This is a genomic window from Limosilactobacillus urinaemulieris, assembly GCF_014838745.1.
Classification (GTDB): Bacteria; Bacillota; Bacilli; order Lactobacillales; family Lactobacillaceae; genus Limosilactobacillus; species Limosilactobacillus urinaemulieris.
In genome coordinates, this window is the sequence record NZ_JABUXR010000012.1 from 1 (window position 1) to 23,892 (window position 23,892).

Consider the following 23,892-nt stretch of genomic DNA (forward strand, 5'->3'; position numbering starts at 1 on the left):
TTCAAATTAATTAAGCGAATTGACTTCGCAAATGTTTTGCTTCAAATCATTATGATTGAAGACCCTACACATTTGATTCGTCGAAACTTTGTTCAGTTTTCAAAGGTCTACCTTAGTCAGTAACAAGTGCTGACTAACAAGTCTATTATATCAGATGCTCGTTATCAATGTCAACAACTAATTTGAAAAAAATTATCAAATTAATTTATTAAGTATTTCCTCACAAGCAACTTTTATAAGATACCATGTCATCAAACGGATGTCAACGAATAATTTGAAATAAATAAACAATCTGTTACTTTCAAAAAAATCTAACCGTTTAACAACGTTGACTACTATACATTGCTTTTATTCTTCCGTCAACACCTTTTTTGTCCTTGTTTTTACGTATCTATTTTGATTTGCGAACTTTATTTAAATTAAAATTCTGAATATTTGTATTCTCCGAATGATCATTGAATTTAACTCGTTAACACTCTTCTTCATCAGTCAATTTCAAAACAATGATAATTTAAAAATAGTTAATATAATTCTTCCACCGTATTTAGACAAAAAATTTTTGCGCCCAACAAGGACCAGATTAGGTTCAACAATAGTATTGATAATCTGATTACAAGTCTAAATTGACCATCTTTTAATCACTTTTCACCACTCAATTATTTTCTCTTCCGTGTTCCGTTCTATCTACTATCATCTCTACAGACTGCATTACATCCCTAATTGATTTTCAGAATTACCCGATCTAGCTCATAAGTGAAAGTTGCTTTCTGTAAACTGCTACTAATAAAGTAAACAATTGCATTATCCTGATCTTCCGTAAATGCGATCCTAACAGAACCAATCTTTCCAACATTCAGCCTAAATTCATAGAGACTCTTTCCGGCAATTTTCTTCCTGGTAGCTAACTTAACTTTAGTCATCCCTGTTGTCACTTCTCTATTAACTGCCGCGCTAATCATAGTTGTGATCTCGTTATACTGCTTCCGATGTTTCTTAAAAAACGCCTTACAGCCATGTTTGTAAAATTCAACTTGCGTCTTAACCTTCTCCTTTCTGAATCAAGTAAAACTGGTGACTTCGTGAAAACTCACGCTTAAATGCTATTGTTATCTTATGTTTGGCGTTACTACTTCCTCGTTGATACGTTATGATTTGTACTTAAAAAAGACCCGCACCCATATTCAAACAGGTACGAGTCCATTATATTAGTAATCGTTTTTTACTTGTTCTTTTTCTTCTTACCGTTCGTTTCTTCCTTTTCGGGACGCATTGTTGGGAAGAGGATGACATCACGAATAGACTTGGCATCAGTTAATAACATTACTAACCGATCAATACCGATTCCAAGACCACCTGTTGGCGGCATCCCATATTCAAGGGCTTCAACGTAGTCTAAGTCTACTGGTTCTGCTTCATCATTACCATTAGCCTTTTCCTTAACTTGCATTTCGAAACGTTCCTTCTGATCGATTGGATCGTTTAATTCACTAAATGCATTCGCTAATTCACTACCATCAACGTACAATTCAAACCGATCAGTCATTGCTGGATTTTCCTTGTTCCGCTTTGCTAGTGGTGAAACTTCAACTGGGTACTCATAAACAAATGTTGGTTGAATCAAGGTATCTTCAACGAATCCTTCAAAGAAGGCATTCAAAATATGACCCTTTGTCCAGTATGGCTTATATTCAACCTTATGCTCATCAGCCAGCTTCTTGGCGTCATCATCAGTCATTGATTCATCGCTAAAGTCAATTCCTGTCTTTTCCTTAACAGCGTCAACCATTGTGATCCGCTTAAATTCACCACCAAGGTCGATTTCATGTCCTTGGTAAGTAATCTTACCATCATCAGAGACAACCTTAGCCGCTGCCTTAACAATCCCCTCAGTTTCATCCATTACGTCACGGAAGTCAAAGTAAGCAGCATAGGTTTCCATTGTGGTAAATTCAGGGTTATGGTGTGGATCCATCCCTTCATTCCGGAAAATCCGGCCAAGTTCGTAAACCCGTTCAAAGCCACCAACAATCAACCGCTTCAAGTAAAGTTCGGTTGCAATCCGCAAGTACATATCAATATCTAACGCATTGTGGTGGGTAATAAATGGTCGAGCATTTGCACCCCCTGCTTGGGTGTTCAAAATTGGTGTTTCAACTTCAGTAAAGCCATGTTCATCCATGTAACGACGAACTGCTTTAATGATCGCTGTTCGTTGGTGGAAGCGCCTGAAGCTTTCAGGATTAGAAATCAAGTCGAGGTAACGTTGACGATAAATTGTTTCAGGATCGGTAACCCCTTCCCACTTATTTGGAAGTGGGCGAAGAGCTTTAGACAAGAATGTAATCTTATGGGCCCGAACGGTTAATTCTCCCGTATCGGTCTTGATTACATCCCCTTCAATTCCAAGGAAGTCACCAATATCAGCACGCTTAAAGATATGGTATGGTTCGTCACCAACCATGTCTTTTCGAGCATACACTTGAATTTTTCCTGTTCGATCAACAAAATCAGCAAAGCCAGCCTTACCGCTACTCCGCTTCCGAGTCATTCGACCAGCGATAATCACCATTTCGCCCTTTTCGCTTAGTTCTTCTTTATCAAATTGATCGTACTTATCGTGCAAGTCTTGAGCAAGGTGATCCCGCTTAAAGCGACGACCGAATGGTTCAATTCCCGCCTCTTTAAGTTCTTCCATCTTTTCGCGACGAACGCGCATTTGATCTAATTCTTGTGACACGTACTTTCTCCTCCTCTTAATTAAGCGTGCTTCCGTTGCTCTTTTTTCAATTCACGCTCAGCTGTTTGTTCAGCAAACCGATCAAAAATATCATTCATTTCCTGGCGAGTCTCCGCTTCAACTAACGAAGCTTTGGTTCGAGCAGAACGTGGAATCCCCTTAAGGTAGTAAGTAGAAAGACCGCGAAATTCCCGAACTCCCACATATTCACCCTTAAGGTCAATCAACCGATTAAGGTGTTCCTTAGCCATCTTAATTTTTTGTTCAGGTGTGGCTTCAGGAAGGAGCTCGCCTGTTTCCAAGTAATGTTCTGTTCGCTTTAACATCCATGGGTTACCAAGAGCTGCTCGACCAATCATTGCAGCGGTTGCTCCCGTCTCATCCAGAATTCGCTTAGCATCTTCCGGTGTGCGAACATCACCATTGGCCATAAATGGAATTGATAAATGATCTGCCACTTCTTTTAGTATATTCCAATCAGCGTGTCCCGTATACATTTGTTTTCGGGTCCGACCGTGCATTGCTAATGCAGCAGCACCAGCCCGTTCAGCAGCCATGGCATTCTCAACGGCATAAATATGCTTATCATCCCAGCCTGTCCGCATTTTCACCGTAACTGGTTTCTTTACTGCATCAGTAACATAGGATACCATTTCGTAAACCTTATTTGGATCGAGCAACCATCGTGCACCAGCATCAGTTTTAACAACCTTGTTAACTGGACATCCCATATTAATATCAATCACATCAGCTGCTGTATGTTCATCAACATACTTAGCGGCCTGAACTAAGGTTTCCTTTGTACCACCAAAAATCTGGATTCCCATCGGGTGCTCACTTGGATCGACATCCATCATATTCAATGTTTTCTTGTTATGGTACATAATTCCCCGATCAGAAATCATCTCGCAGACTACGTATCCTGCGCCAAACTCCTTACAAATTACCCGAAATGCCGAGTTGGTAACTCCAGCCATTGGGGCAACCACAACCTGGTTAGGAATTTCGACATTTCCAATATGCCACTTCATTTTTTCACCTCATTATAAAATTAATGTGAACTGCACTGGCTAATTCTTCGTTCAATAACCAAATCATGATAGCACATCATCGATTTTTCACCAAATGAATTGGGTTATTTGGATTCCTCTTGGTCCATTTTGGCATAGATATCCTTTAATTCCTGCTCATTAAATTCATATTTTTTACCACAGAATTGGCAAACCGCTTCAGCATGGTGATCTTCATTAATCATCTTTTCCAGGTCCTTCTTTGAGATACTTGCCAATGCGTGAGCGAACCGTTCCTTACTGCAATCACAACGGTATGACACTGGCATCCGGTCTAAAATCTTCAATTGATCACCAAAGATTCGTTTCAGGATATCCTCAGGAGTATCACCATCCCGAAGCATTTCTGATACTAATGGTAACTCCTTCAATTTCTTCTCAAGTTTACTAATTTCTTCATCACTTGCCCCAGGGAGCACTTGAATCATAAAACCACCAGCGACTTCAATCGACTCATCAGGGTTAACAAAAACAGAAAGACCGACTGCTGATGGAATTTGTTCAGATTGTGCAAGGTAATAGGTAAAGTCATCACCGAGTTCACCAGAAACCAAATTAACCTGTCCAGTATATGGAGTCTTATCGCCAGGCGCCATTTTAGTAACAGATAATGTACCGTGCTTTCCAATCGCTCCAGAAACGTCAATTTTTCCCTTTTCATTGGCCGGTAAACTAACGTGGTTATTCCCCATGTAGCCCTTAACCGTCCCTTGAGCCGTTCCGTCAGCAACAATAAACCCAACCGGACCATCACCCTGAATTTTAACGGTCATTCCTGCTTCTCCTTGTAGGCTGGCAGTTGCTAACAGGAGGGTCCCGATTAATGTTCGACCTAGAGCAGCTGAAGAAGCACTCCACGTATCATGAATTTCATGGGCCTTTTCAACTAATTGACTGGCATTAACCGCATAGGCACGAAACTTACCATCCTTACTAATACTTTTTACTAAATAATCTGTCGATTTCATTTTTACCATCCTTTCACGTAAAAACAGGAAGAACTTAACCGTCCTGCCGGCTTATTCCCCCTGTTTCTCAATCTAATTATTTATCTTGCTCATCCGAAGCATCAGAATGATCGGAAGCTGAGTCTGCATCACTAGCAGATGTTGGTGCATCAGCTGCTTCACTGTTTGGAGTATCAGCAGCTTGTGGAGCTTCTCCATCTGTAGCTGAACTACTTGCTTTTAGTTGTTCAGTTGCATTACTGTGCTTCTCATCTTCTAATCTTTCCAAAGCACGCTTCGACTCTTCAAAGGTTTGTGCACGGGCTTCTTCATCAGCCGCAGCAATATCCTTATCAGGCAATTTTCCCGTCTTATAAAGACTAAGAATTTGCTTTTCATCAAGTGTTTCGTACTTCAATAATGCTTCAGCAATCAGCTTATGTTGTTCACGGTGGGTCTCAATGATGTGGAGAGCTTGTTCATGTCCTTCACGAAGAATCCGGCGAACTTCCTCGTCAACTAAGGCAGCAGTCTTTTCAGAGTATGGCGACTGGTCGTAGCCCTGACCCGTAAATACTTGACCAGAACTTTGTAATTCAACAGGACCAATCTTATCACTCATCCCGTATTGGGTAACCATTGCCCGTGCGATTTGAGTTGCTTGTTCAAAGTCATTAGAAGCACCTGAAGATTGAGACTTGAAGATTAATTCTTCAGCTGCACGACCACCCATTAATCCGGCGATCTGTTCTTCAGCGTTCTTCTTAGACATTAACATTTGATCTTCACGTGGCAGCATAATAGCGTAACCACCAGCACGACCACGAGGAACAATTGTTACCTTATGGACGACTCGGGCGTCATTCAAGACAAGCCCAACAATTGTGTGCCCTGCTTCGTGGTAAGCAACGGTCCGTCGTTCTTGCTTTGATTCAACCCGATCATGCTTAGCTGGACCAGCAATTACCCGGTCTTCAGCTTCATCTAGATCAGCAGCATCAATTTGCGTCTTGTTTCGGCGAGCAGTTAATAGCGCAGCTTCATTTAGCAAGTTAGCCAAGTCAGCACCAACAAAGCCAGGCGTTTGCTTTGCAATTTCCTTCAGATCAACGTCAGCTGCCAGTGGCTTATTTTTAGCATGAACACGGAGAATAGCTTCACGTCCCTTAACGTCTGGACGACCAACTAAAATCTTCCGGTCAAACCGACCTGGACGAAGCAAAGCAGGATCCAAGACATCGGAACGGTTAGTAGCAGCCATTACGATGACCCCTTCGTCACCTTGGAACCCATCCATTTCAACCAGTAATTGGTTCAGGGTTTGTTCACGTTCATCATGGCCACCACCCATTCCGGCACCACGCCGTCGACCAACGGCATCAATTTCATCAATGAAAATGATTGCAGGGGCTGCTTTTTTAGCCTGTTCGAATAAGTCCCGAACCCGGCTAGCACCAACACCGACAAACATTTCAACGAAGTCAGAACCAGAAATTGAGAAGAATGGAACTCCAGATTCACCAGCAACCGCCTTTGCAAGCAAGGTCTTACCAGTACCTGGAGGACCCTCAAGCAGAACACCAGATGGGATCTTAGCACCCAAACGAGTGAACTTCTTTGGATTCTTTAAGAATTCAACAACTTCAACCAATTCTTGCTTTTCTTCTTCTTCACCAGCAACGTCGGAGAACCGAACCTTGTTTTTCTTGGCATCAGCAGGCTTTGCTTTTGTCTTACCAAAGCTCATTACTCCACGCCCACCGCCACCTTGGCCAGCTTGACCCATCATCATGTAGAAGAAGAATATCATGATGATTAGTGGCAGGACAGTCAACAGCAAGTTCATCCAAACACTGTTAGATTCCTCTGCCCGTGTACTGATCTTAACGTTATCCCGGTTAGCATACTTTTGCAGTTGACTAACAGTTACGTCACTTTGTAATACCGAACTTTGGAAGTGGTTAACTTTACTGTTTCGTTGCGTGGCAAAACCAAAACTATTAGCAGAATTATTATCAACAGATTGTGGCTTACGATAAGTACCAGTAATCTTGTAAACTCCGCCATTTGGCTGTAGCTGGAAACTCTTAACCTTGTTACTCTTCAATTCAGAGATAAACTCTGTTTGTGAGACAGTCTTACTTTGTCCATTGTTTTGGCTTCCACCAAAGAAAAAGTAAGCAATTCCCATAATACATAAGAAAATCACTGCGTAGAAGAGAACGTTATGAGTAAAATTATTGTTTCTCCGATTGTTATTCATAACAACCTCCTATCTACCAGCAACAATAGTGTGGTTACAATTGTAGTGACTATCATAGCATAATTGACAAATATTGACCAGCCAATTATCGCGCTGATAATCACCACCCATCATTGGTCAATTTTACATTTTTTAAATTAACTTTTCCACTGATTTGACAGTAACTAATCTCAAACAAAAAGACGAGGAAAATTTTCCTCGCCATCACCTTATTAATTCTTTTCATAAACAGCTGGCTTTAAAATTCCAACATACGGAAGATTCCTGTAGTATCCTTGGTAATCCAAGCCATAACCAACTAGAAATTCATTAGGGACATTAAAGCCAACATAATCGGCCTTCACTTCAACTTGCCGTCCCTCAGGCTTATCTAACAAAGTACATACCTTAACACTCTTTGCACCGCGTTCTTTTAAGAGATCAATTAGGTACTTTAGAGTATGACCAGTATCAACAATATCTTCCATAATAAGAATTGAACGATTACGGACATCTGACTTCAAATCCTGAACCAGTTTTACTTTCCCGGTGGAAGAAGTTCCGCCGTAGTAACTAGAAACATCAATAAAATCAAGCTTAGCCATTATGTCCATTCGCTTGATCATATCAACAGTAAATAAAACGGCCCCAGTCATTACAGAAATAATCAACGGGCGCTGATCCTTATATTCAGCAGTCAGTTGATCAGCCAGTTCATCCATCCGCCGATTAAGTTCTTCCTTACTGTATAAAACTCGTTCAATATCGTTATTCATTCTTTTCTCCTCTTCAAATCGTGCCTGCCAATAAATAATTGTTGCCACCGGGTAGTGTAGTCGCGGGGACGAGTAAACCATCCCCATTTACGCCCAACAACCCAAACAACATTATCTTGAGCGTCAACAATTACTAGCTGCTGATTACGTCTTGATAACGGCACTTTCTGATCAATTAAAACCCGACCAACTTTTTGGTGGCCGCCATTCTTTAATGGCAACCGATCTCGTTCTCGCCACCGCCGAATCGTTAATGGGAACTGCTCAGGTGCTAACCACATTTCTTGACAGTATTCTTCCTGATTAAAGAAGGCCCGATCCTTAGCGATCGCAATTTGATAATCGTTTTCAATTGAATACCAACGGCCCAATTTTACCACAGAATTTATGGAAGTTTGAGTTTTTTGTAGCGATTGATTAACATTTTTTATAAATAGTTCGGAATAGTTCTTAAATAGTACCAAATCAGGGGTGACTTGACGTTCAAACTGGGGTAAATGACGATTATTAATGTCTGCAAGTAACTGTTCAATAAAGCCCCGTTTCAATCCTAAGACACCGGTTTTCTCTAACCACCGTACTAAAACCAGCCGCTCCTTAGCTAGAGATAACTGAGATAGTTCTTTTATATCCAGATGGCCATCCTTGTTACTAAGTTTTGCTAATTGTTCTTGAGCAAACTGGTTTTCAAGTTCAACCGCTAACTCGATCTGTTCATGGTAACTGCTTAAAGAAGCTAAGAAATTGGAATTTTCCTTTTCTAATAATGGAATGACTTGATGACGAAAACGGTTGCGACTAACAGTTAGTTCGTTGTTAGTTAAATCTTCATACCACTTTAAATGATTATTGATCGCATACTCACGCAAGCGGTGTTTAGGAAAGCTTAAGAGAGGCCGTTCAAGCACTCCTGATGCAAAAGGCCGCTTTTCTTCAATCCCGATTAACTGGGGCAATTGACCACCGCGAGTAAGTTTCATTAGCATTGTTTCAGCAAGATCATTTTGGTGATGCGCCGTCAGTAAAATCGTTGCTTGCTCTTCCTTCATTACCTGAGCGAAAAAACGATAACGCATTTTTCGGGCAGATTCTTCAATCCCAGTTTGTGGATGATCAGCTAACGACCAGTGGTAAACGAATAATTTGAGCTGGTGTGCATTACAATACTCACGAATAAATCGTTCCTCTTCCTCACTCTGCTTTCGTAGCCGATGATTAACATGGGCAACAATTATTTGGGGACGAATATTTACGGGAAGTTCCTGTAGCAATGCTAACAAGACCATTGAATCTACTCCCGTTGAAACTGCCACGACTACTCTATCATTTTTAGTAAAAAAGCGACCCCGTTTCAGGTGTCGCTTAAATTCGTTGTTTAATTCCATCTTAGCTCCGACGACCGCCACGACCGCCACGCTTACCGTCAGTTTGACGCTTTAGTGTTGAAAGACGAGATTCGCTTTCCTTCAAGTATCCAGCTAACATTTCATCAAAATTTTCGTGGTGTCGCGATTGATGATGGCCTGAGTTGAATCCACGGTGGTAACCATGCTGACTTTGATGCTCAAAATCATTATTCCGGTGTTCATGATGCTCATGATGGAAGTTATTATGACGATGCTCGCGATGTTCGCCATGTTCTTCGTTATGATGGTGTTCTTCTGCATCCTTCATGGATAAAGCAATTTTGCCATCATCGCCAACCTTAGTGACCTTAACAGTCACAGTATCACCAACTGATAATACATCATGAATGTCTTTTACGTAATTATTTGAAATCTGACTAATATGTACTAAACCAGTTTGGTTATCATCCAAATCAACAAAGGCCCCAAAATTAGTAATTCCTGAAACCTTACCCGAAACCTTTGCTCCAACTTCAATTGACATGAAATTAATTGATCCTCCTCAAGCCACAATATTGTGATAAATGTACGTTGAGTATACCATACTTCAAACCAGAAAAGGTGCTAAAACCTCAGAAAAAAACAGGAACAAGTTATCCATGACCCTGTTCCTGTTTTTATTGCTAATTATCTAAATTATAAACTGTCTCGCCCTTCTTCGTATAGTTATACTTTGAGCGAATTATTTGTTGCAGATAATCGGGATTATGTAACTGCTTTTTCTCTTGTTTAAGGTCTTTTCCAATATCCCTCTGGCGAGCTAATTGCGTCTTTGAAGTACGAATACTTGCTTCAATCTTTGCTAAAGACCGTTTACTTTGAATTATTTGAAAACCAAGAAGCAAAAAAACAACCGAGAAGATCAACAAAATTCGTTTACAGCGCTTAATATGCGCACGACGAACCAACTGCTGATTAACAGTCATTTGCTGCGCATAAGGCGTATTAATTTGTGAAATTTTGTCAGATCGACTCCTCATTTTAATCGCCCCCTAATTTGGCTTATCACGGACTAAGTATAACAGCTTTTTAGGGAAATTGTCTATAAACATTTAAAATTATTAAATATTTTATTAATAACTGTTCAGAATCAGCATTAATCAAAATTCTCCGCATAGGTTTCATCAATAATTTTGTACATATTTTCTGCTTCGCTCTTCTTGGTTGTTTCAACAATTTGGTTAACTTTAACTGTTTCAGTCTTATTACCAAACTTAATTGTTAGCGTATCCCCTGCTACAACCTGACTTGAAGACTTAGCTGGCCGATTATTAATTAAGATCCTTCCCTGATCAGCAATCTCCTTGGCAACGGAGCGTCTTTTAATAATTCTTGATACCTTGAGAAACTTATCTAATCGCATTTGATCCTCTTCTTCCTTATTGTTTATTTTTCTTTAGGTTGCTCAACGCTGTGACAAACTTAAGAAGCTGGTGGAGCCAATCATCAACCGTCATTTTCGGTTGAATTACCAGCCGGACATTTAATTGATGATCATTTTCGCCAATTGTTGCCTTAAATTTTGTCTGGGCTAACTCTTTAATAATTTGTGGCGCCGTAATGTTCTGGCTTCCCTTTTCTGTAAAAGTAATCATGATTTGATCACGTTGTCGTTTGATGCTTGCAATCATCGCTAAATCCGCGTGTAGTTTCAACTGACTAATCAGGAGCAAATTCCCGACAGCCGTTGGATAATCACCAAAGCGATCGATCAAATCACCTTGAATATCCAGGAGTTCTTCATCACTGGCTGCGGTGCGGATAGTCTTATATAACTCAATTTTCTGTTGTTGATCGTTAATGTAATCATCAGGCAGGTAAGCTTCGACACCCAGTTCGATCTCCGCATCTGACTTGTCAACTTGCTTTTTCCCCTGCTTTTTGGCAACAGCATCACTCAGCATTGAAGAATAAAGGTCATAACCGACCGAATCAATGAAGCCGTGTTGCTGCTTTCCGAGAAGATTTCCGGCACCACGAATCGAGAGGTCGCGCATTGCGATTTTAAAGCCTGAACCCAGCTCGGTAAAATCACGAATTGCTGCTAACCGTTTCTCACCCAGCTCCGTTAAAACTTTATTCGGCTGGTACATAAAGTAGGCGTAGGCAACCCGATTGCTCCGCCCAATTCGGCCGCGAATCTGGTACAACTGAGCTAATCCCATTCTGTCGGCATTCTCAACAAAGAGGGTATTAACATTCGGAATATCAACTCCGGTTTCAATAATCGAAGTCGTCACTAACACGTCATACCCGCCCTGAATAAATTCATAAAGGACTGATTCAAGTTGGTTCTCACTCATTTGACCGTCAATATAACCAATCCGCGCTTCGGGAACCAGTTGTTGCAAACGAGCCACGGTCTCTTCAATGTCCATTACCCGGTTATGCAGATAGTAAACTTGTCCTCCCCGTTGCATCTCCCTAAGGATGCCGTCACGAATTGCACCTGAATTTTGTTCCATTACATAAGTTTGGATTGGGTACCGACCAGCAGGCGGCGTCTCCAGAACGGACAAATCGCGAACACCAAGCATCGACATATGAAGTGTTCGGGGAATCGGTGTGGCTGTCAATGTTAGAACATCAACATTGTTCTTTAACTGCTTCAGCTTTTCCTTATGCTTAACCCCAAAGCGTTGTTCTTCATCAACAATTAATAGCCCCAAGTCCTTGAAATGAACATCTTTAGATAAGATTCGGTGCGTACCGACAACAACGTCAACTGTCCCGTCAGCAAGCCCCTTCTCAGTTTCTTTCAATTCTTTTCTTGTTTTGAAGCGGGACATCAATGCGATCTCAATTGGGAAACCCTCGAAGCGCTTTTTCATTGTGTCGTAATGTTGTTGAGCTAGGACAGTCGTCGGAACGAGAAAGGCTACTTGCTTTCCGCCAGTAACTGCTTTAAAAATCGCCCGTAAGGCAACTTCGGTTTTTCCGTAACCAACATCGCCAACTAGCAATCGATCCATTGGTTTGGCTTTTTCCATATCTTCCTTAATTTCCGTAATGCTTCGTAATTGATCACGGGTTTCAGAATAAGGGAAGTTAGCATCAAACTGCTTTTGCAGGTAATCATCCTTAGGAAAGGCGTATCCTTTCTCGGTTTCCCGCTTGGCATATAGTTCGACTAACTCATCAGCAATATCTTCTACTTTAGAGGCAACGCGGCGTTTAGTCTTAGCCCATTCGTTACCGCCCAACTTGTTAATGTGCGGGGTCTTCGATTCAGCAGAAACATATTTTTGTACCAGGTTTAATTGGGTAACCGGAACAAAGATTTGCGCATTATTCCGGTAATTAATTACCATGTAATCTTGGTGGACACCATCAACCTCCATGGTCCGAATTCCGCTAAAGATTCCAATCCCATGGTTAACGTGAACCACATAATCTCCTGGTTTTAGATCTAAGTAATTCTTAATTCGTTCAGCATTAGCAAGCTTCTGTGGACGAATCCGTCGCTTTTTAACTTGCTTAAACATTTCACCCTCAGTAATGATTACTAGTCCCATCTGGGGGATTTCAAAGCCGTTTGCCAGGTTAGTTGGCACTAACTGAACGATATTTTGTTGAAGATGATTCAACTCGGTTGAGGTAACTTTAATACCGAAATCATCCATTGTTTGGGCAATTTGATTTCGGCGTTCCTTGCTAGTCGCCATTAAAATAACGGTTTGTCCTTGATCAAGCCACCGTTGCATTTCAGTTTTCAGCAATGGCATTTGACCAAAGAATCTTTGCATCGTTCGACTGCCAAAGTCGGTAAGGGTCTTGAACCTTAACTGGCCCATCCCCTTACGGAAGAGTGCCCAAAAGTCTTGAGCATGTTTGTCACTGCTAATTAACTTACTAACATCATGACCAAGGCTAACTGCTTGCAAGATTTGATGGTGCTTCGCCTTATCTTCTAACCATCCTAATTCTTCTTCACCGATCTCTTTAGCCGTCTGCTTAATCCGCGTCCAATCATCAATATGAACTGCCCCATCAGCAGAAAGATAATCCAGGAGAGAATGCCCTTGCGGATAAATCAAATTAGTATAAGTAAGAAATTCGTTAGTTAACTGGTGCTGTTTTAGATCCGTAAGCAATGGTTCAAACCGGTTTGCTAGTTGTTCCAGTTCATCTTCTCCATCAACCTGATGCCTTAACTGTTCATACTGTTCGGCTAGTTTTTCTTCTACTCGTTCAAACTCATTAACCGGAAGAATAAAATCGGTTGCGGGAAGGATCTCAACTTCATCAACGTTCTTAATGCTTCGTTGCGTGCTAGCATCAAAATACCTCAAGGAGTCAATTTCAGTGTCAAACAGATCAACCCGTACCGGATCATCAGTATTCAGGGAGTAAATATCAATAATTGATCCCCGGACAGCAAAGTCTCCTGGACGCAGAACCATCTTTTGGCGCTGGTACCCCATTGAACTTAATTGGTCTGCCGCTTTTTCAGGATCAATTTCACCGCCGACTTTAAGTGATAGTTCTGCCTGCTTAAACAATTCTGGCGCAACAATATTTCGGCGAAGACCAGCAGTTGATGCAATTACAATTGCCGGCTTGTTATTAATTAACGCGTTTAATGCTTGAACTCGCTGCAGCCGATAGTTTGGTGAACTCGTTGCTACTTCGGCAGCTAACACTTCTTCTACTGGAAATTGATAGATTTCCTCTTCTGGTAACAGGTTCTCTAAATCCGCTGCCAATTCCTGCATATGAAAAAGGCTATCAGTAATCACTAATTGAGGCTGATTAAGGTCCTTCTGCAATGCCGTAAGCAGCAGCGTTCGCGCTGAACCTGAAATACCAGTGATTAGCTGACGTTGATGCTTTTGAATTGCCGTCAAAACCTGTTTAAATTCCTTTGTTCGGGTACAAAATTCGGTTAACTCCATGGTTTCCTCCTTTCTGTATTGCTAATTCATAATAAAGGTGCTTTTAATTTTAAAAAATAGTTGGTCAGAAATTCGCTAGTGCTGATGTCTTCGGCTACATAGTCGAAATGCGCTCGCCAGGAACTTGCTAGAGCTGATGTTCTCGGCTACATAGTCGAAACGCGCTCGCCCTAACCTTCCTCGAGCTGATGTTCTCGGCTACATAGTCGAAATGCGCTCGCCGTGACCTTCCTCGAGCTGATGTTCTCGGCTACATAGTCGAAATGCGCTCACCCTAACCTTCCTCGAGCTGATGTTCTCGGCTACATAGTCGAAATGCGCTCACCCTAACCTTCCTCGAGCTAACGACCTCCACCTCCGACGACGAGACGTCGTTCGGTGGAGAAATCGTTAGCCACCGGAAGGTTTTAACGGGCTCGCGCTCTACTCTAGTTATATTCATTCATCAACTGGGCAAAGTTTTTGCCGTTGATCCAGTCTTCGAGGGCGTGTTCGGCGGTCAGGACGGCTTGATCGAAATCTGGGCGTTCTTCTTTTGTGAATTTACCAAGAACGTGGCTAACAACGGTCCCGTGCTTCGGATGATCGATTCCAACCTTAATCCGGTTAAATTTATTAGTCCCTAATGCATTAATAATGCTCTTCAATCCATTATGACCACCTGAAGCACCGTGAGTTTTCAGCCGAACTTTACCTACTGGCATATCAAGATCATCATTAATAACTACTAAATCATCAAGATCAATATCATAGTAATCAACAAGCGGTCCAACAGCTCTTCCGGAATCATTCATGAAGGTGGTTGGCTTGACGAGCATTACTTTCTCACCATTGATCATTCCAGTAACGGCAACAGCCTCTTGCTTAAGATGCGTAAAGGCCCCTAAGTGGTAATCACGAGCTAGTTGTTCTACTACCATAAAACCTGTATTATGACGAGTTTCATCATAGCGCGTTCCAATATTTCCTAAGCCGACAATCATTTTCATTGTTTTAATTCGTCCCCTTTAAGTCAAATGCAAAAAGGCCGCCTTAGTTGCAGCCTGATGCCTATTTACTTCGTTCAATTCTGATTATGTAGAATTACCTGCATGTTATTATACCCTAGCCGTGACTAAAACTAAAACAATTAACGTCACCCTTCTTTAGTTGTCATATTAGTTATTCTTAATTCTCTCATTTTGTTCTAATACTAAGATCAATTCTGTGTTATGATGATTTATGCACTTAATACGTTTTAATTTAGTAAAGGAAGAACATCATGATTTTTAGTTCGCTTATTAAGAAAAAGGCAGATCTGACCACATTGCCTGAAACCGCAACTCTCCAGGAAGCATTAACCGTCCTTGAAAATACTGGATATCGTTGCGTACCAATTTTAGATAAGTCTGGGAAAATTTTCCGTGGCAATATTTATAAAATGCATATTTACCGTCATAAGTCACGAAATGGCGACATGACGCTTCCAGTAACCTCATTACTCAAGAACTCTACCAAATTCGTTTCCATTAACTCCGCTTTCTTCTCCGTATTCTTTGCGATCCGTGATCTCCCATACATTGCTGTTTTAGACGAAAACAACCAATTCTATGGCATCCTAACTCACAATCGTTTACTCCGAATGCTTGCTGCTGGATGGAACGTTAACAACGGTAGCTACGTTTTAACTGTCGTTGCTCATGACGAACGGGGGGCTTTAATGAATGCTGCAAAAGAAATCACCCGTTTCTGTCAGATTGTTAACGTCATTTCTTTAGATCCCGATCATTCATCCGTTAAGCAGGTCCTGTTCACCTTACCGACCGATGTTGATCATGACCGAATGGAACGAATTGTTCGGCGGTTAACCAAAAGAGGCTTCGAAGTTACTGAAATTGAAGATTTACATGAAGCTTAAAAAAGGAACCAAAAAGTTGGTTCCTTTTTTTTTAATCTCTGTGTAATCAACGACTGCAGCAGAGTCAAAATGTGCTTCGCTCGAGTTTCCTAGGCTACATAGTCAAGATCTGCGCAGTAGCTGATTGACTTCTTTCATCAACAAGTTGATAGCAAGAAGTCTAATCAGACTTGCGAGGGTTCACAAACGAAAACAAGTTTTCTGGTTCACTCCTTCGCCGTGACCGCAACTTCCGCCTAACATTCTAGGCAACTGAGTCGAGATCTGCTCGCCAGGAACTTGCTAGAGCTAACAACCTCCCTCCCAGATGCTTTCAACATCCAGTCGGGAGAAATTGTTAGCTTTCCGCAAGTTCTCTGCTGGCTCGCACTCTACTTTAAACGTGTTCAGCCTAAGCTCCCTCAAGATAACGAACTCTCTCTCCTAGGCGTAAGACGCCTTCGTCGAGAGAAATCGTTATCATCCGGGAGCTTTTTACGGCTTCACACTCTAATCTAAATTCACTCTTGTTTCTGCTGGTTTGGTTTGGGCAAGGATTTTGCCGTGGCGAACATTAGCTAATACTTCGACATGCTTATTCAAGGCATTGTAAAAATCAGGAGCATTTAACAGGATAAAGTTAGCTGGTTTACCAACCTCAATTCCATACTGATCGGTAATATGAAGAGTTTTAGCTCCATTATACGTAACAAACTTGAACGCATCTTGAAGTTGGTGGTAGCCCATCAAATGACCGGCATAAACACCCATCGTTACGGCATCTAGCATGTTTCCATTACCAAGCGGATTCCATGGATCTCGAACATCATCTTCACCAAAGGAAACATTCATCCCCGCTTCCGTTAATTCCTTTACCCTAGTCATCCCCCGACGCTTCGGGTAAGTATCAAACCGGCCACCAAGGTGAATATTAACTAACGGGTTAGCAACAAAGTTAATCTCACTCATCTTTAATAGGCGGAATAGCTTATAGGTATAGGCATCATTGTATGACCCCATTGCAGTCGTATGACTTGCGGTTACTCGATCTTTCATTCCCCGTTCATAGGCTTCGGTTGCCAAGACTTCGAGGTTCCGTGAAGCAGGGTCATCAATCTCGTCACAGTGAACATCAACCAGCCGATCATAATGGTCCGCTAACTTCATTAAGAAATGAACTGATTGCCAGCCATACTCAGTAGTAAATTCAAAATGAGGGATTCCACCAACAACATCGAGGCCTTCCTTAACAGCTTGTTCCATTAATTCACGGCCATGAGGGTAACTCAGAATTCCTTCTTGCGGAAAGGCTACTAACTGTAAGTCAATCTGATCCTTTAATTCTTCTCGTAACTCCAATAAAGCTCGGGCAGCAATTAAATGCGGATCCGTAACGTCAACGTGACTCCGAATATGCTGAATTCCGTGACCAACCATATTCTTAATCGTTGCTTTCGCTCTCCGCTTGACGTCTTCAATCGAAAGATCCTGCTTCCGTTCGCTCCAAATCCGAATACCATCGAATAACGTTCCCGTTTCGTTCCACTCAGGCTCACCTGCCGTTAGCGTTGCATCAAGGTGAACATGAGAGTCAACGAACGGTGGCAACATCAACGCGCCATTGCCATCAATCACTTCTTCACCTTCACGCGGCTTGATTTTAGCAGCGATTTCAGCAAATTGACCATCAGTAACGCGAACATCTTTTAACTCTTCATCATTATCAATGTGAACACTCTTAATTAGCATGATGTGATCCTTTCCGGTCATAAATGGCCATTAAAATGTAATAAAGCAATCCGCTTAGTACCATATCAACAAATGTTGCCCCAACTGTATTGGCAAAAATTGGCATTTGGTGAACCGCAATGAAGAATACTACTCCTAAAGCAAAGACCAAGTAGGCAATCCAGTTAATTCCATGATGGTACCAATATTTACCATTAATAAGCCCTAACTGCTTAACCTCATAGTGACGGTGAGCTCGAATATAGAAGTCAGTGCAAATAATCGCAATCGTTGGTCCCAGAACCATCCCAACATAATCAAGGAAGGATTCAAAAGTATCCAAGAAGCTCCCAACAAACATTGGAATAAAGGTCACAATTGTTGCTAAAAGAACCACGATCCACAATGAATATTTTAACCGTAACCGAATAAAGATGTTCGATAAGGCTGATCCGGCAGCCAGCAAGTTAACCGCATTGGCAGTCATTGACGTCAGGATAATTACCAAGAACGCTACAACCCCAAGGCCTAACTTACTTGCAATTGTCGATGGATCCGAGTTATTAGCATTATAAACGCCGCTGGAAATTGCAATACTAATTGTGGAAATTAAACCAATAAAGGCAAACCACACAACCCCAATCAATGCTCCCCAAAATGGTGTATGGATCGCGTTATTCTTGATTGAAGTAAAGCGGGTAAAATCAGCACCAGCAGTCACCCAAGCAAGGTTAAAAGCAGCTACGTAATCAATCGCTGCTCCAGTAGCCATCCGAGCCTTTGCCGGTACATGCCAGCCAATGATTTGATCCATCGAAACTGTCTTAAAAACAGCAACAGATTCCCAAAGGACAAAAATGAAGACCAGGATAATCCCAATTCGTTCAATCAGCTGAACCGACCGCGAACCGCTGGAAACACTGATGATGTGAAGAATACTCATAATCAAAATTCCAACAACTAACCCTTTATCACCACCCGGTTGTCCCCAAAGCGGCCAATGAAGCAGCTGGTGGAAAATAAGACTAACCGACTGAGCAGCAATAAATGTATTAACTGCCGTCCAGCCAATAAACTGGGTAATGTTAACCAGTGATGGCAAGTAGCTTCCGCGTTCCCCAAAGGATGCCCGGCTAATCGCCATGGTTGAAACACCTGTTTTGTAACCAATATAACCGATTAGACTTAGAAAAACATATGATAAGGCTGATGAAAGAACAAGTACCTTCATTGCCACGGCAAATCCACAAGCCGCAAGAACACCACCGACGAACCAGGTTCCGTTATTTGCGTTTGCCCCAACCCAGGTCGCAAACATGTCCCATCTTGTTGTTCGCCGACTCTTCATGGGAATACTTAAGATTGGCGTGTGTTGTTTATCTTCCACAATCGTTCCTCCTAAATAAATAACCTTGAGTCCCGTAAAGAACTCAAGGCTATCCAATCTCTGCGTGGTCGACTGTGGATCACTGCTTATTAATTCGGTAGTCTTTTGTAGTCTCACGGGGCTACATTAAAGGACCTATAAAATTAGCTAAATTATATCAAATGGATCAACGATGTCAAGCAACTAATCAGTATAAACCCGGTGAACACGGTTACTGATATTTGTCATAATTTCATAGTTAATTGTGCCTGCTCGATCAGCAAGATCATTGGCTGTAATTTCCTTATTTCCAGACCGTCCCATTAAAACAACTTGTGTTCCGACTGGGTAAGGTTTAGGCAGCCGGATCATCATTTGATCCATGCAAACCCGCCCGGCAATATCACAAAATTGACCGCCGACAAGGACCTTATAGCCTGTCATACAACGTGGGTAACCGTCAGCATAACCAATTGGCAAAGTTGCCAGCCACTCATCTTCTTGCGCGGTATAGGTTGCACCATAGCTTACTGATTCACCAGCTTTGAGTTTCTTAACAAAACTAATACTGGTAACCAATTGTTCTACTGGTTGCAAATCAAGGGTCGCAGCTAATTCACGACCGGATGGATTCTGCCCGTACATTGAAATCCCCATCCGAACAGTATTAGCTGCGATTTTTTCTCGGTGCCACATTCCGGTAGCGGAGTTTGCCATATGGACAAACGGTGGCAACTCAGTCAAACTATTGACAAATTGTTCCCACTTATTAACTTGCTTGTTAAAGTAGCTATCATCGGCGCTATCTGCAGTTGCAAAATGGGTAAACATCCCTTCAAATTCAAATTCGTGATGCTCGCGGACGAACTTAACTGCTTCATTAAAGCTCTCAACAGTTGTAAAGCCAATCCGCCCCATTCCTGAATCAATTCCCAAATGAACCTTCAACGGCTTAGTCCAATGATTGGCAATCGCTAATTGGTGATAGCCTTCAAGCCAATCTAACGAACCAACAGTTAACGATACTCCTGCCTCTGCAGCAATATGAGCATTCTCCACTGGGGTAATGCCTAAAACCAAGATTAGTGATGTAATCCCACTATCACGTAGTTCCAAAGCTTCATCCAGAATTGCAACACAAGTCCCCGTTGCGCCAGCCTTAATTGCTGTCTGTGCCACCGGAACTAAACCATTTCCATAAGCATTCGCCTTAACAACCGCAAGGATCTTGCTATTAGGAGCCAGTGACTTTTGCTGTTCATGAATATTGTGCTTAATTGCTCCTAAATCAACAATTAATTTTGTATCTCGTAATCGTCCACTAATCATTTTTATCCTCCAAAAGAATTTCCGTGATGACATTTACCGCAGTATGACTAACCGATGCATGTACCCGACCGGCAAATGGTGCTTTAGTAACGATTGGCGCACCAAGCTGGTTATCAACAACTTCAATATCTTGAAAGCCAACTTCACTACCAATTCCGGTCCCGTACGCCTTTGAAAAGGACTCCTTTAATGACCAACGACCAGCTAAGTATTCTAGTGCCCGTGAACCATTTAGCCCCTCATACTGCTTTTGCTCTGCCGGCGTCAATATTTTGTTAACAAATTGGGGATGCTTTTGCAGCATTTCCTGGATTCGTTTAATCTCAGTGATGTCAATTCCAATTCCCTTAATCACTGTCATAACCTCTTAATTTAATAAAATTTACCTGTCATTATTCTTTGAACTCTTATTTTCGCATAAATAAATAATAATTCGCAAGATTACATTATTTTACTTTGAACCTTACCGCAAATTATCTATAATAAATAGGTGTAAAAATTTAATTACGAATATCTTAAATTTTTGCTGGAACAATTAACTAACTTACCATGGCGCGCTAAACTTGTTATGGTATATTAGCTTTTATGAGCGAAAGGAGCGATTCGTAATCTTTAGTAAAAGTATTAAGAATCATCCTGCACTAATATTCATCTTAAAAACGGTATTCTACTTTATCGTTATTCTCCTGCTGATTTACCTTTATGGTTATTATGGAGCAGGTCAAGAACCGTTCATTTACAATGAATTCTAATGTGGAGGAAATAGAATTGAATACAAATATCGTTACTGTCTTTGACCAAATTGCCAAGGATAATTCAACGCGGGTTGCTTATGACGAGATGGGAAAGCAGACAAGCTATGGTGAATTAAAAGCCAATTCAGATAGTTTAGCTGCTTGGCTTACTAAGCAAAATATGACCCGTCAAAGTCCAATCCTCGTATTCGGTGATCACCAAGTCGAGATGATTACTAGTTTCTTAGCATCATTAAAGGCGGGCCATCCATATATTCCCGTCTCAACTGATTCTGCGATTCCGCGGATTCAATCAATTCTCGATACTGCTAAGCCAGAATTAATTATCGCTGTTGATGATTTTCCAAGTGATGATCTCAATTTCGATGCTCGGGTAATTTCTAACGAACAGCTAACTAATGTTTTAGCGGATCACCAAGAGTTTACCCCTACTGATCCCGTTTCTGGAGATGAACTGGCCTACGTCCTCTTTACTTCTGGAACGACTGGTTCACCTAAAGGGGTGGAAGTTAGCCATGATAATTTCAAGACCTTCGTCGATTGGGTTCTTGATTCAGATTTCAATATTCCTGAACACGCTAACTTCCTTGGTCAACCGCCATACTCATTTGACTTATCTAATATGTACTGGTTACCGGCACTATTAAACGGTGGAACCATCAAAGCTCTTCCGCACTCAGTGGTGGAGAACTTCGGCCAAATGTTTACCGCATTGCCAACTCTGGACCTTAACGTCTTTGTCGGTACACCATCATTTGCTGATATGTTAATGCTTAGCCCTGCATTTAATGAAGAAAAGATGCCAAGTCTAAGTATCTTCATGTTCTGTGGCGAAGAGCTTACCGTTAAGACAGCTAAGGCTCTTCACCAACGCTTCCCTCATGCCCGAATTTTTAACACTTACGGACCAACCGAAACAACGGTCGCAATCTCTGGAATTGAAATCACTCCAGAAATCATCGCTAATAATGACCGATTGCCAGTTGGTTACGCTAAACCAGGAGTTGAGCTTTCAGTCTGGGATGGCGACAAGCAGTTAACCGAACCAGGCCAACAAGGGGAAATTATTATTAGCGGTAATAGTGTTGCTCGTGGCTACATGAATAATCCTGAAAAGACTGCTAAGGCCTTCTTCAAGATCAACGGTGTACCAGCATACCGGACTGGAGATGCTGGTACTCTCGATGCAGATGGTCTCCTTCATCATAAAGGACGAATGGACTTCCAGATCAAGCTCCACGGTTTCCGGGTTGAACTTGATGAAGTACGGGCTAGCCTTGAAAAGAGTCCGCTCATTAAACAAGCCGTTGCTGCTCCAAAGTATAACAAGAATGGTCAAGTTGCTCACCTTATTGCTTACGTTATCCCTAAGGAAGAAGTTGAGGATCAGGAGCAACTAACCAAAGAAATTCGGGAAAGTCTCAATGGTTTGATCATGCCTTACATGATGCCAACCCAATTCATCTATCGGGATTCATTCCCAATGTCTGCAAATGGCAAGATTGCAGTTAAACAACTAATCAAAGAGGCTAACCAATGATTAATTGGCTCGCAAGTTTGCCGAATTTCACTGCCTACGGGACACCAGTTTATTTTATTTACTTACTACTTGCCCTGCTTCCCCTAGGTATTGGATTGTACTTCGGCAAACGTTTCCAGTGGTACGAAGCACTAATTAGCTTCATCTTTATTTTCCTGATGTTTGATGGTGCTAGTTGGCAACAGCTCTTTTCCCTAATTGCGTATGTCATTTACCAAACCATTTTGGTAATGTACTACCACCATTACAGAAAAGCCAACAATTCTACCGGTATCTTTTACCTCTTCTCATTTCTTTCTTTGATTCCAATCATTATTGTTAAGTTATCACCTGCAATGGTCGGTCATAACTCGCTGCTTGGCTTCTTGGGAATTAGTTACCTAACATTCCGGGCAGTCGGAACAATCATTGAAACCCGTGATGGGATGGTAAAAGAAATTACACCGTGGCATTTTATTCGCTTCATGCTCTTCATGCCAACCATTACTTCTGGACCAATCGACCGTTACCGGCGTTTCTCTAAGGATTACCAAAAGACGCCTGAACGTTCCGATTATCTCAAGCTTGTTGAAAAGGGGATCTATTACCTATTCCTCGGTTTTCTTTACAAGTTTGTCATCGCCTACTTCTTTGGCCAACGTTTCTATCCACACTTTGAACAGGCAGCCATGGGTGATGGACTATTTTCGTGGAACATGCTCGGTGTAATGTACACTTACGGGTTCTACCTCTTCTTTGACTTCGCTGGATATTCACTCTTCGCGGTTGCGATTAGTTACTTTATGGGTGTTAAGACCCCAATGAACTTTAAGCAACCATTCAAATCTAAGAATATCAAGGAATTCTGGAACCGGTGGCACATCAGTTTATCATTCTGGTTCCGTGATTATATCTTTATGCGCTTTGTCTTTATGGCAACCAAAAAACGCTGGTTCAAGAATCGGAATACATTATCCGCAACAGCATACATGTTAAACATGCTGACAATGGGATTCTGGCACGGAATTACATGGTATTATATTCTATATGGATTCCTTCACGGACTGGCACTTGTTATCAATGACTGGTGGCTGCGTTACAAGCGTAAGCACTTGAAGAACCTGCCGCATAACAAGTTCACAGAATGTGTTGCCATCTTTGTAACGTTTAACTTTGTAATGTTAACGTTCTTACTCTTTAGTGGTTACCTCAATACTTACTTCTTCGGGTAATCGAGATTTATTTA

The 23,892-nt window shown here is 41.6% G+C and carries 20 protein-coding genes; 4 read left to right on the forward strand and 16 right to left on the reverse strand.

Annotation, left to right across the window (positions count from 1 at the left end; genetic code table 11):
* Nucleotides 1–716: 716 nt before the first annotated feature.
* The 12 genes from HUK45_RS06650 to pth all read right to left on the reverse strand — a co-directional run bounded on the left by HUK45_RS06650 (nucleotide 717) and on the right by pth (nucleotide 15,062).
* On the reverse strand, nucleotides 717–959 hold the full coding sequence (locus HUK45_RS06650; RefSeq protein ID WP_328797163.1) for a hypothetical protein: 243 nt from the start codon (nucleotides 957–959) through the stop codon (nucleotides 717–719).
* 260 nt (nucleotides 960–1,219) lie between these two features.
* Entirely contained in the window at nucleotides 1,220–2,737 is a 1,518-nt protein-coding gene (gene lysS / locus HUK45_RS06655; RefSeq protein WP_191911666.1) for a lysine--tRNA ligase, read from the reverse strand.
* A gap of 20 nt (nucleotides 2,738–2,757) precedes the next feature.
* Complete coding sequence (gene dusB, locus HUK45_RS06660) at nucleotides 2,758–3,768, reverse strand: tRNA dihydrouridine synthase DusB (protein ID WP_191911667.1); 1,011 nt, start codon at nucleotides 3,766–3,768, stop codon at nucleotides 2,758–2,760.
* Nucleotides 3,769–3,872: 104 nt separating this feature from the next.
* Nucleotides 3,873–4,775, reverse strand: a complete 903-nt coding sequence (gene hslO, locus HUK45_RS06665; protein WP_191911668.1) for an Hsp33 family molecular chaperone HslO — start codon at nucleotides 4,773–4,775, stop codon at nucleotides 3,873–3,875.
* 76 nt (nucleotides 4,776–4,851) lie between these two features.
* Nucleotides 4,852–7,017: an ATP-dependent zinc metalloprotease FtsH gene (gene ftsH, locus HUK45_RS06670; RefSeq protein WP_191911669.1), complete on the reverse strand. Its 2,166-nt coding sequence runs from the start codon at nucleotides 7,015–7,017 to the stop codon at nucleotides 4,852–4,854.
* Between the two features lie 212 nt (nucleotides 7,018–7,229).
* Nucleotides 7,230–7,772, reverse strand: a complete 543-nt coding sequence (gene hpt / locus HUK45_RS06675) for a hypoxanthine phosphoribosyltransferase (RefSeq protein ID WP_191911670.1) — start codon at nucleotides 7,770–7,772, stop codon at nucleotides 7,230–7,232.
* The gene (gene tilS / locus HUK45_RS06680; RefSeq protein ID WP_328797164.1) at nucleotides 7,769–9,178 is read right to left on the reverse strand and encodes a tRNA lysidine(34) synthetase TilS; all 1,410 of its coding nucleotides are present in this window, start codon (nucleotides 9,176–9,178) and stop codon (nucleotides 7,769–7,771) included. Before tilS ends, hpt begins: the two co-directional genes overlap by 4 nt.
* Nucleotides 9,159–9,662: a S1 domain-containing RNA-binding protein gene (locus HUK45_RS06685; RefSeq protein ID WP_191911671.1), complete on the reverse strand. Its 504-nt coding sequence runs from the start codon at nucleotides 9,660–9,662 to the stop codon at nucleotides 9,159–9,161. Before HUK45_RS06685 ends, tilS begins: the two co-directional genes overlap by 20 nt.
* A gap of 139 nt (nucleotides 9,663–9,801) precedes the next feature.
* Entirely contained in the window at nucleotides 9,802–10,158 is a 357-nt protein-coding gene (locus tag HUK45_RS06690; protein WP_102168310.1) for an FtsB family cell division protein, read from the reverse strand.
* A 116-nt stretch (nucleotides 10,159–10,274) separates the two neighbouring features.
* Nucleotides 10,275–10,541 (reverse strand): RNA-binding S4 domain-containing protein, encoded by a 267-nt coding sequence (locus HUK45_RS06695; RefSeq protein ID WP_003717850.1) that lies wholly within the window; start codon nucleotides 10,539–10,541, stop codon nucleotides 10,275–10,277.
* A 16-nt stretch (nucleotides 10,542–10,557) separates the two neighbouring features.
* Nucleotides 10,558–14,073: a transcription-repair coupling factor gene (gene mfd / locus HUK45_RS06700; protein ID WP_191911672.1), complete on the reverse strand. Its 3,516-nt coding sequence runs from the start codon at nucleotides 14,071–14,073 to the stop codon at nucleotides 10,558–10,560.
* 428 nt (nucleotides 14,074–14,501) lie between these two features.
* Nucleotides 14,502–15,062, reverse strand: coding sequence for an aminoacyl-tRNA hydrolase (gene pth / locus HUK45_RS06705; RefSeq protein WP_191911673.1), 561 nt, complete (start codon nucleotides 15,060–15,062; stop codon nucleotides 14,502–14,504).
* Nucleotides 15,063–15,334: 272 nt separating this feature from the next.
* Between pth and cbpA the strand changes: the two genes are divergently transcribed.
* Nucleotides 15,335–15,970 (forward strand): cyclic di-AMP binding protein CbpA, encoded by a 636-nt coding sequence (gene cbpA / locus HUK45_RS06710; protein ID WP_102168307.1) that lies wholly within the window; start codon nucleotides 15,335–15,337, stop codon nucleotides 15,968–15,970.
* Nucleotides 15,971–16,459: 489 nt separating this feature from the next.
* Here the strand turns inward: cbpA and codA are convergent, their stop codons facing one another.
* From codA to acpS, 4 genes are all read right to left on the reverse strand, one after another.
* On the reverse strand, nucleotides 16,460–17,698 hold the full coding sequence (gene codA, locus HUK45_RS06715; protein ID WP_191911674.1) for a cytosine deaminase: 1,239 nt from the start codon (nucleotides 17,696–17,698) through the stop codon (nucleotides 16,460–16,462).
* Nucleotides 17,688–19,064, reverse strand: coding sequence for a cytosine permease (locus HUK45_RS06720; RefSeq protein ID WP_191911675.1), 1,377 nt, complete (start codon nucleotides 19,062–19,064; stop codon nucleotides 17,688–17,690). The genes codA and HUK45_RS06720 overlap by 11 nt, the downstream gene beginning before the upstream one ends.
* 183 nt (nucleotides 19,065–19,247) lie before the next feature.
* A complete protein-coding gene (gene alr, locus HUK45_RS06725) occupies nucleotides 19,248–20,372 on the reverse strand; it encodes an alanine racemase (protein ID WP_191911676.1) in 1,125 nt (374 codons plus the stop codon).
* Complete coding sequence (acpS, locus tag HUK45_RS06730) at nucleotides 20,365–20,727, reverse strand: holo-ACP synthase (protein WP_191911713.1); 363 nt, start codon at nucleotides 20,725–20,727, stop codon at nucleotides 20,365–20,367. The genes alr and acpS overlap by 8 nt, the downstream gene beginning before the upstream one ends.
* Before the next feature lie 253 nt (nucleotides 20,728–20,980).
* Here acpS and HUK45_RS06735 point away from each other — a divergent pair, with 253 nt between their 5' ends.
* Genes HUK45_RS06735 through dltB form a run of 3 tightly spaced genes read left to right on the forward strand, consistent with a single transcriptional unit; the run spans nucleotide 20,981 to nucleotide 23,878 of the window.
* Nucleotides 20,981–21,124 (forward strand): teichoic acid D-Ala incorporation-associated protein DltX, encoded by a 144-nt coding sequence (locus HUK45_RS06735; RefSeq protein WP_102168321.1) that lies wholly within the window; start codon nucleotides 20,981–20,983, stop codon nucleotides 21,122–21,124.
* A 16-nt stretch (nucleotides 21,125–21,140) separates the two neighbouring features.
* Nucleotides 21,141–22,667, forward strand: coding sequence for a D-alanine--poly(phosphoribitol) ligase subunit DltA (dltA, locus tag HUK45_RS06740; protein ID WP_191911677.1), 1,527 nt, complete (start codon nucleotides 21,141–21,143; stop codon nucleotides 22,665–22,667).
* Nucleotides 22,664–23,878, forward strand: coding sequence for a D-alanyl-lipoteichoic acid biosynthesis protein DltB (dltB, locus tag HUK45_RS06745; protein WP_191911678.1), 1,215 nt, complete (start codon nucleotides 22,664–22,666; stop codon nucleotides 23,876–23,878). Before dltA ends, dltB begins: the two co-directional genes overlap by 4 nt.
* Nucleotides 23,879–23,892: the final 14 nt, after the last annotated feature.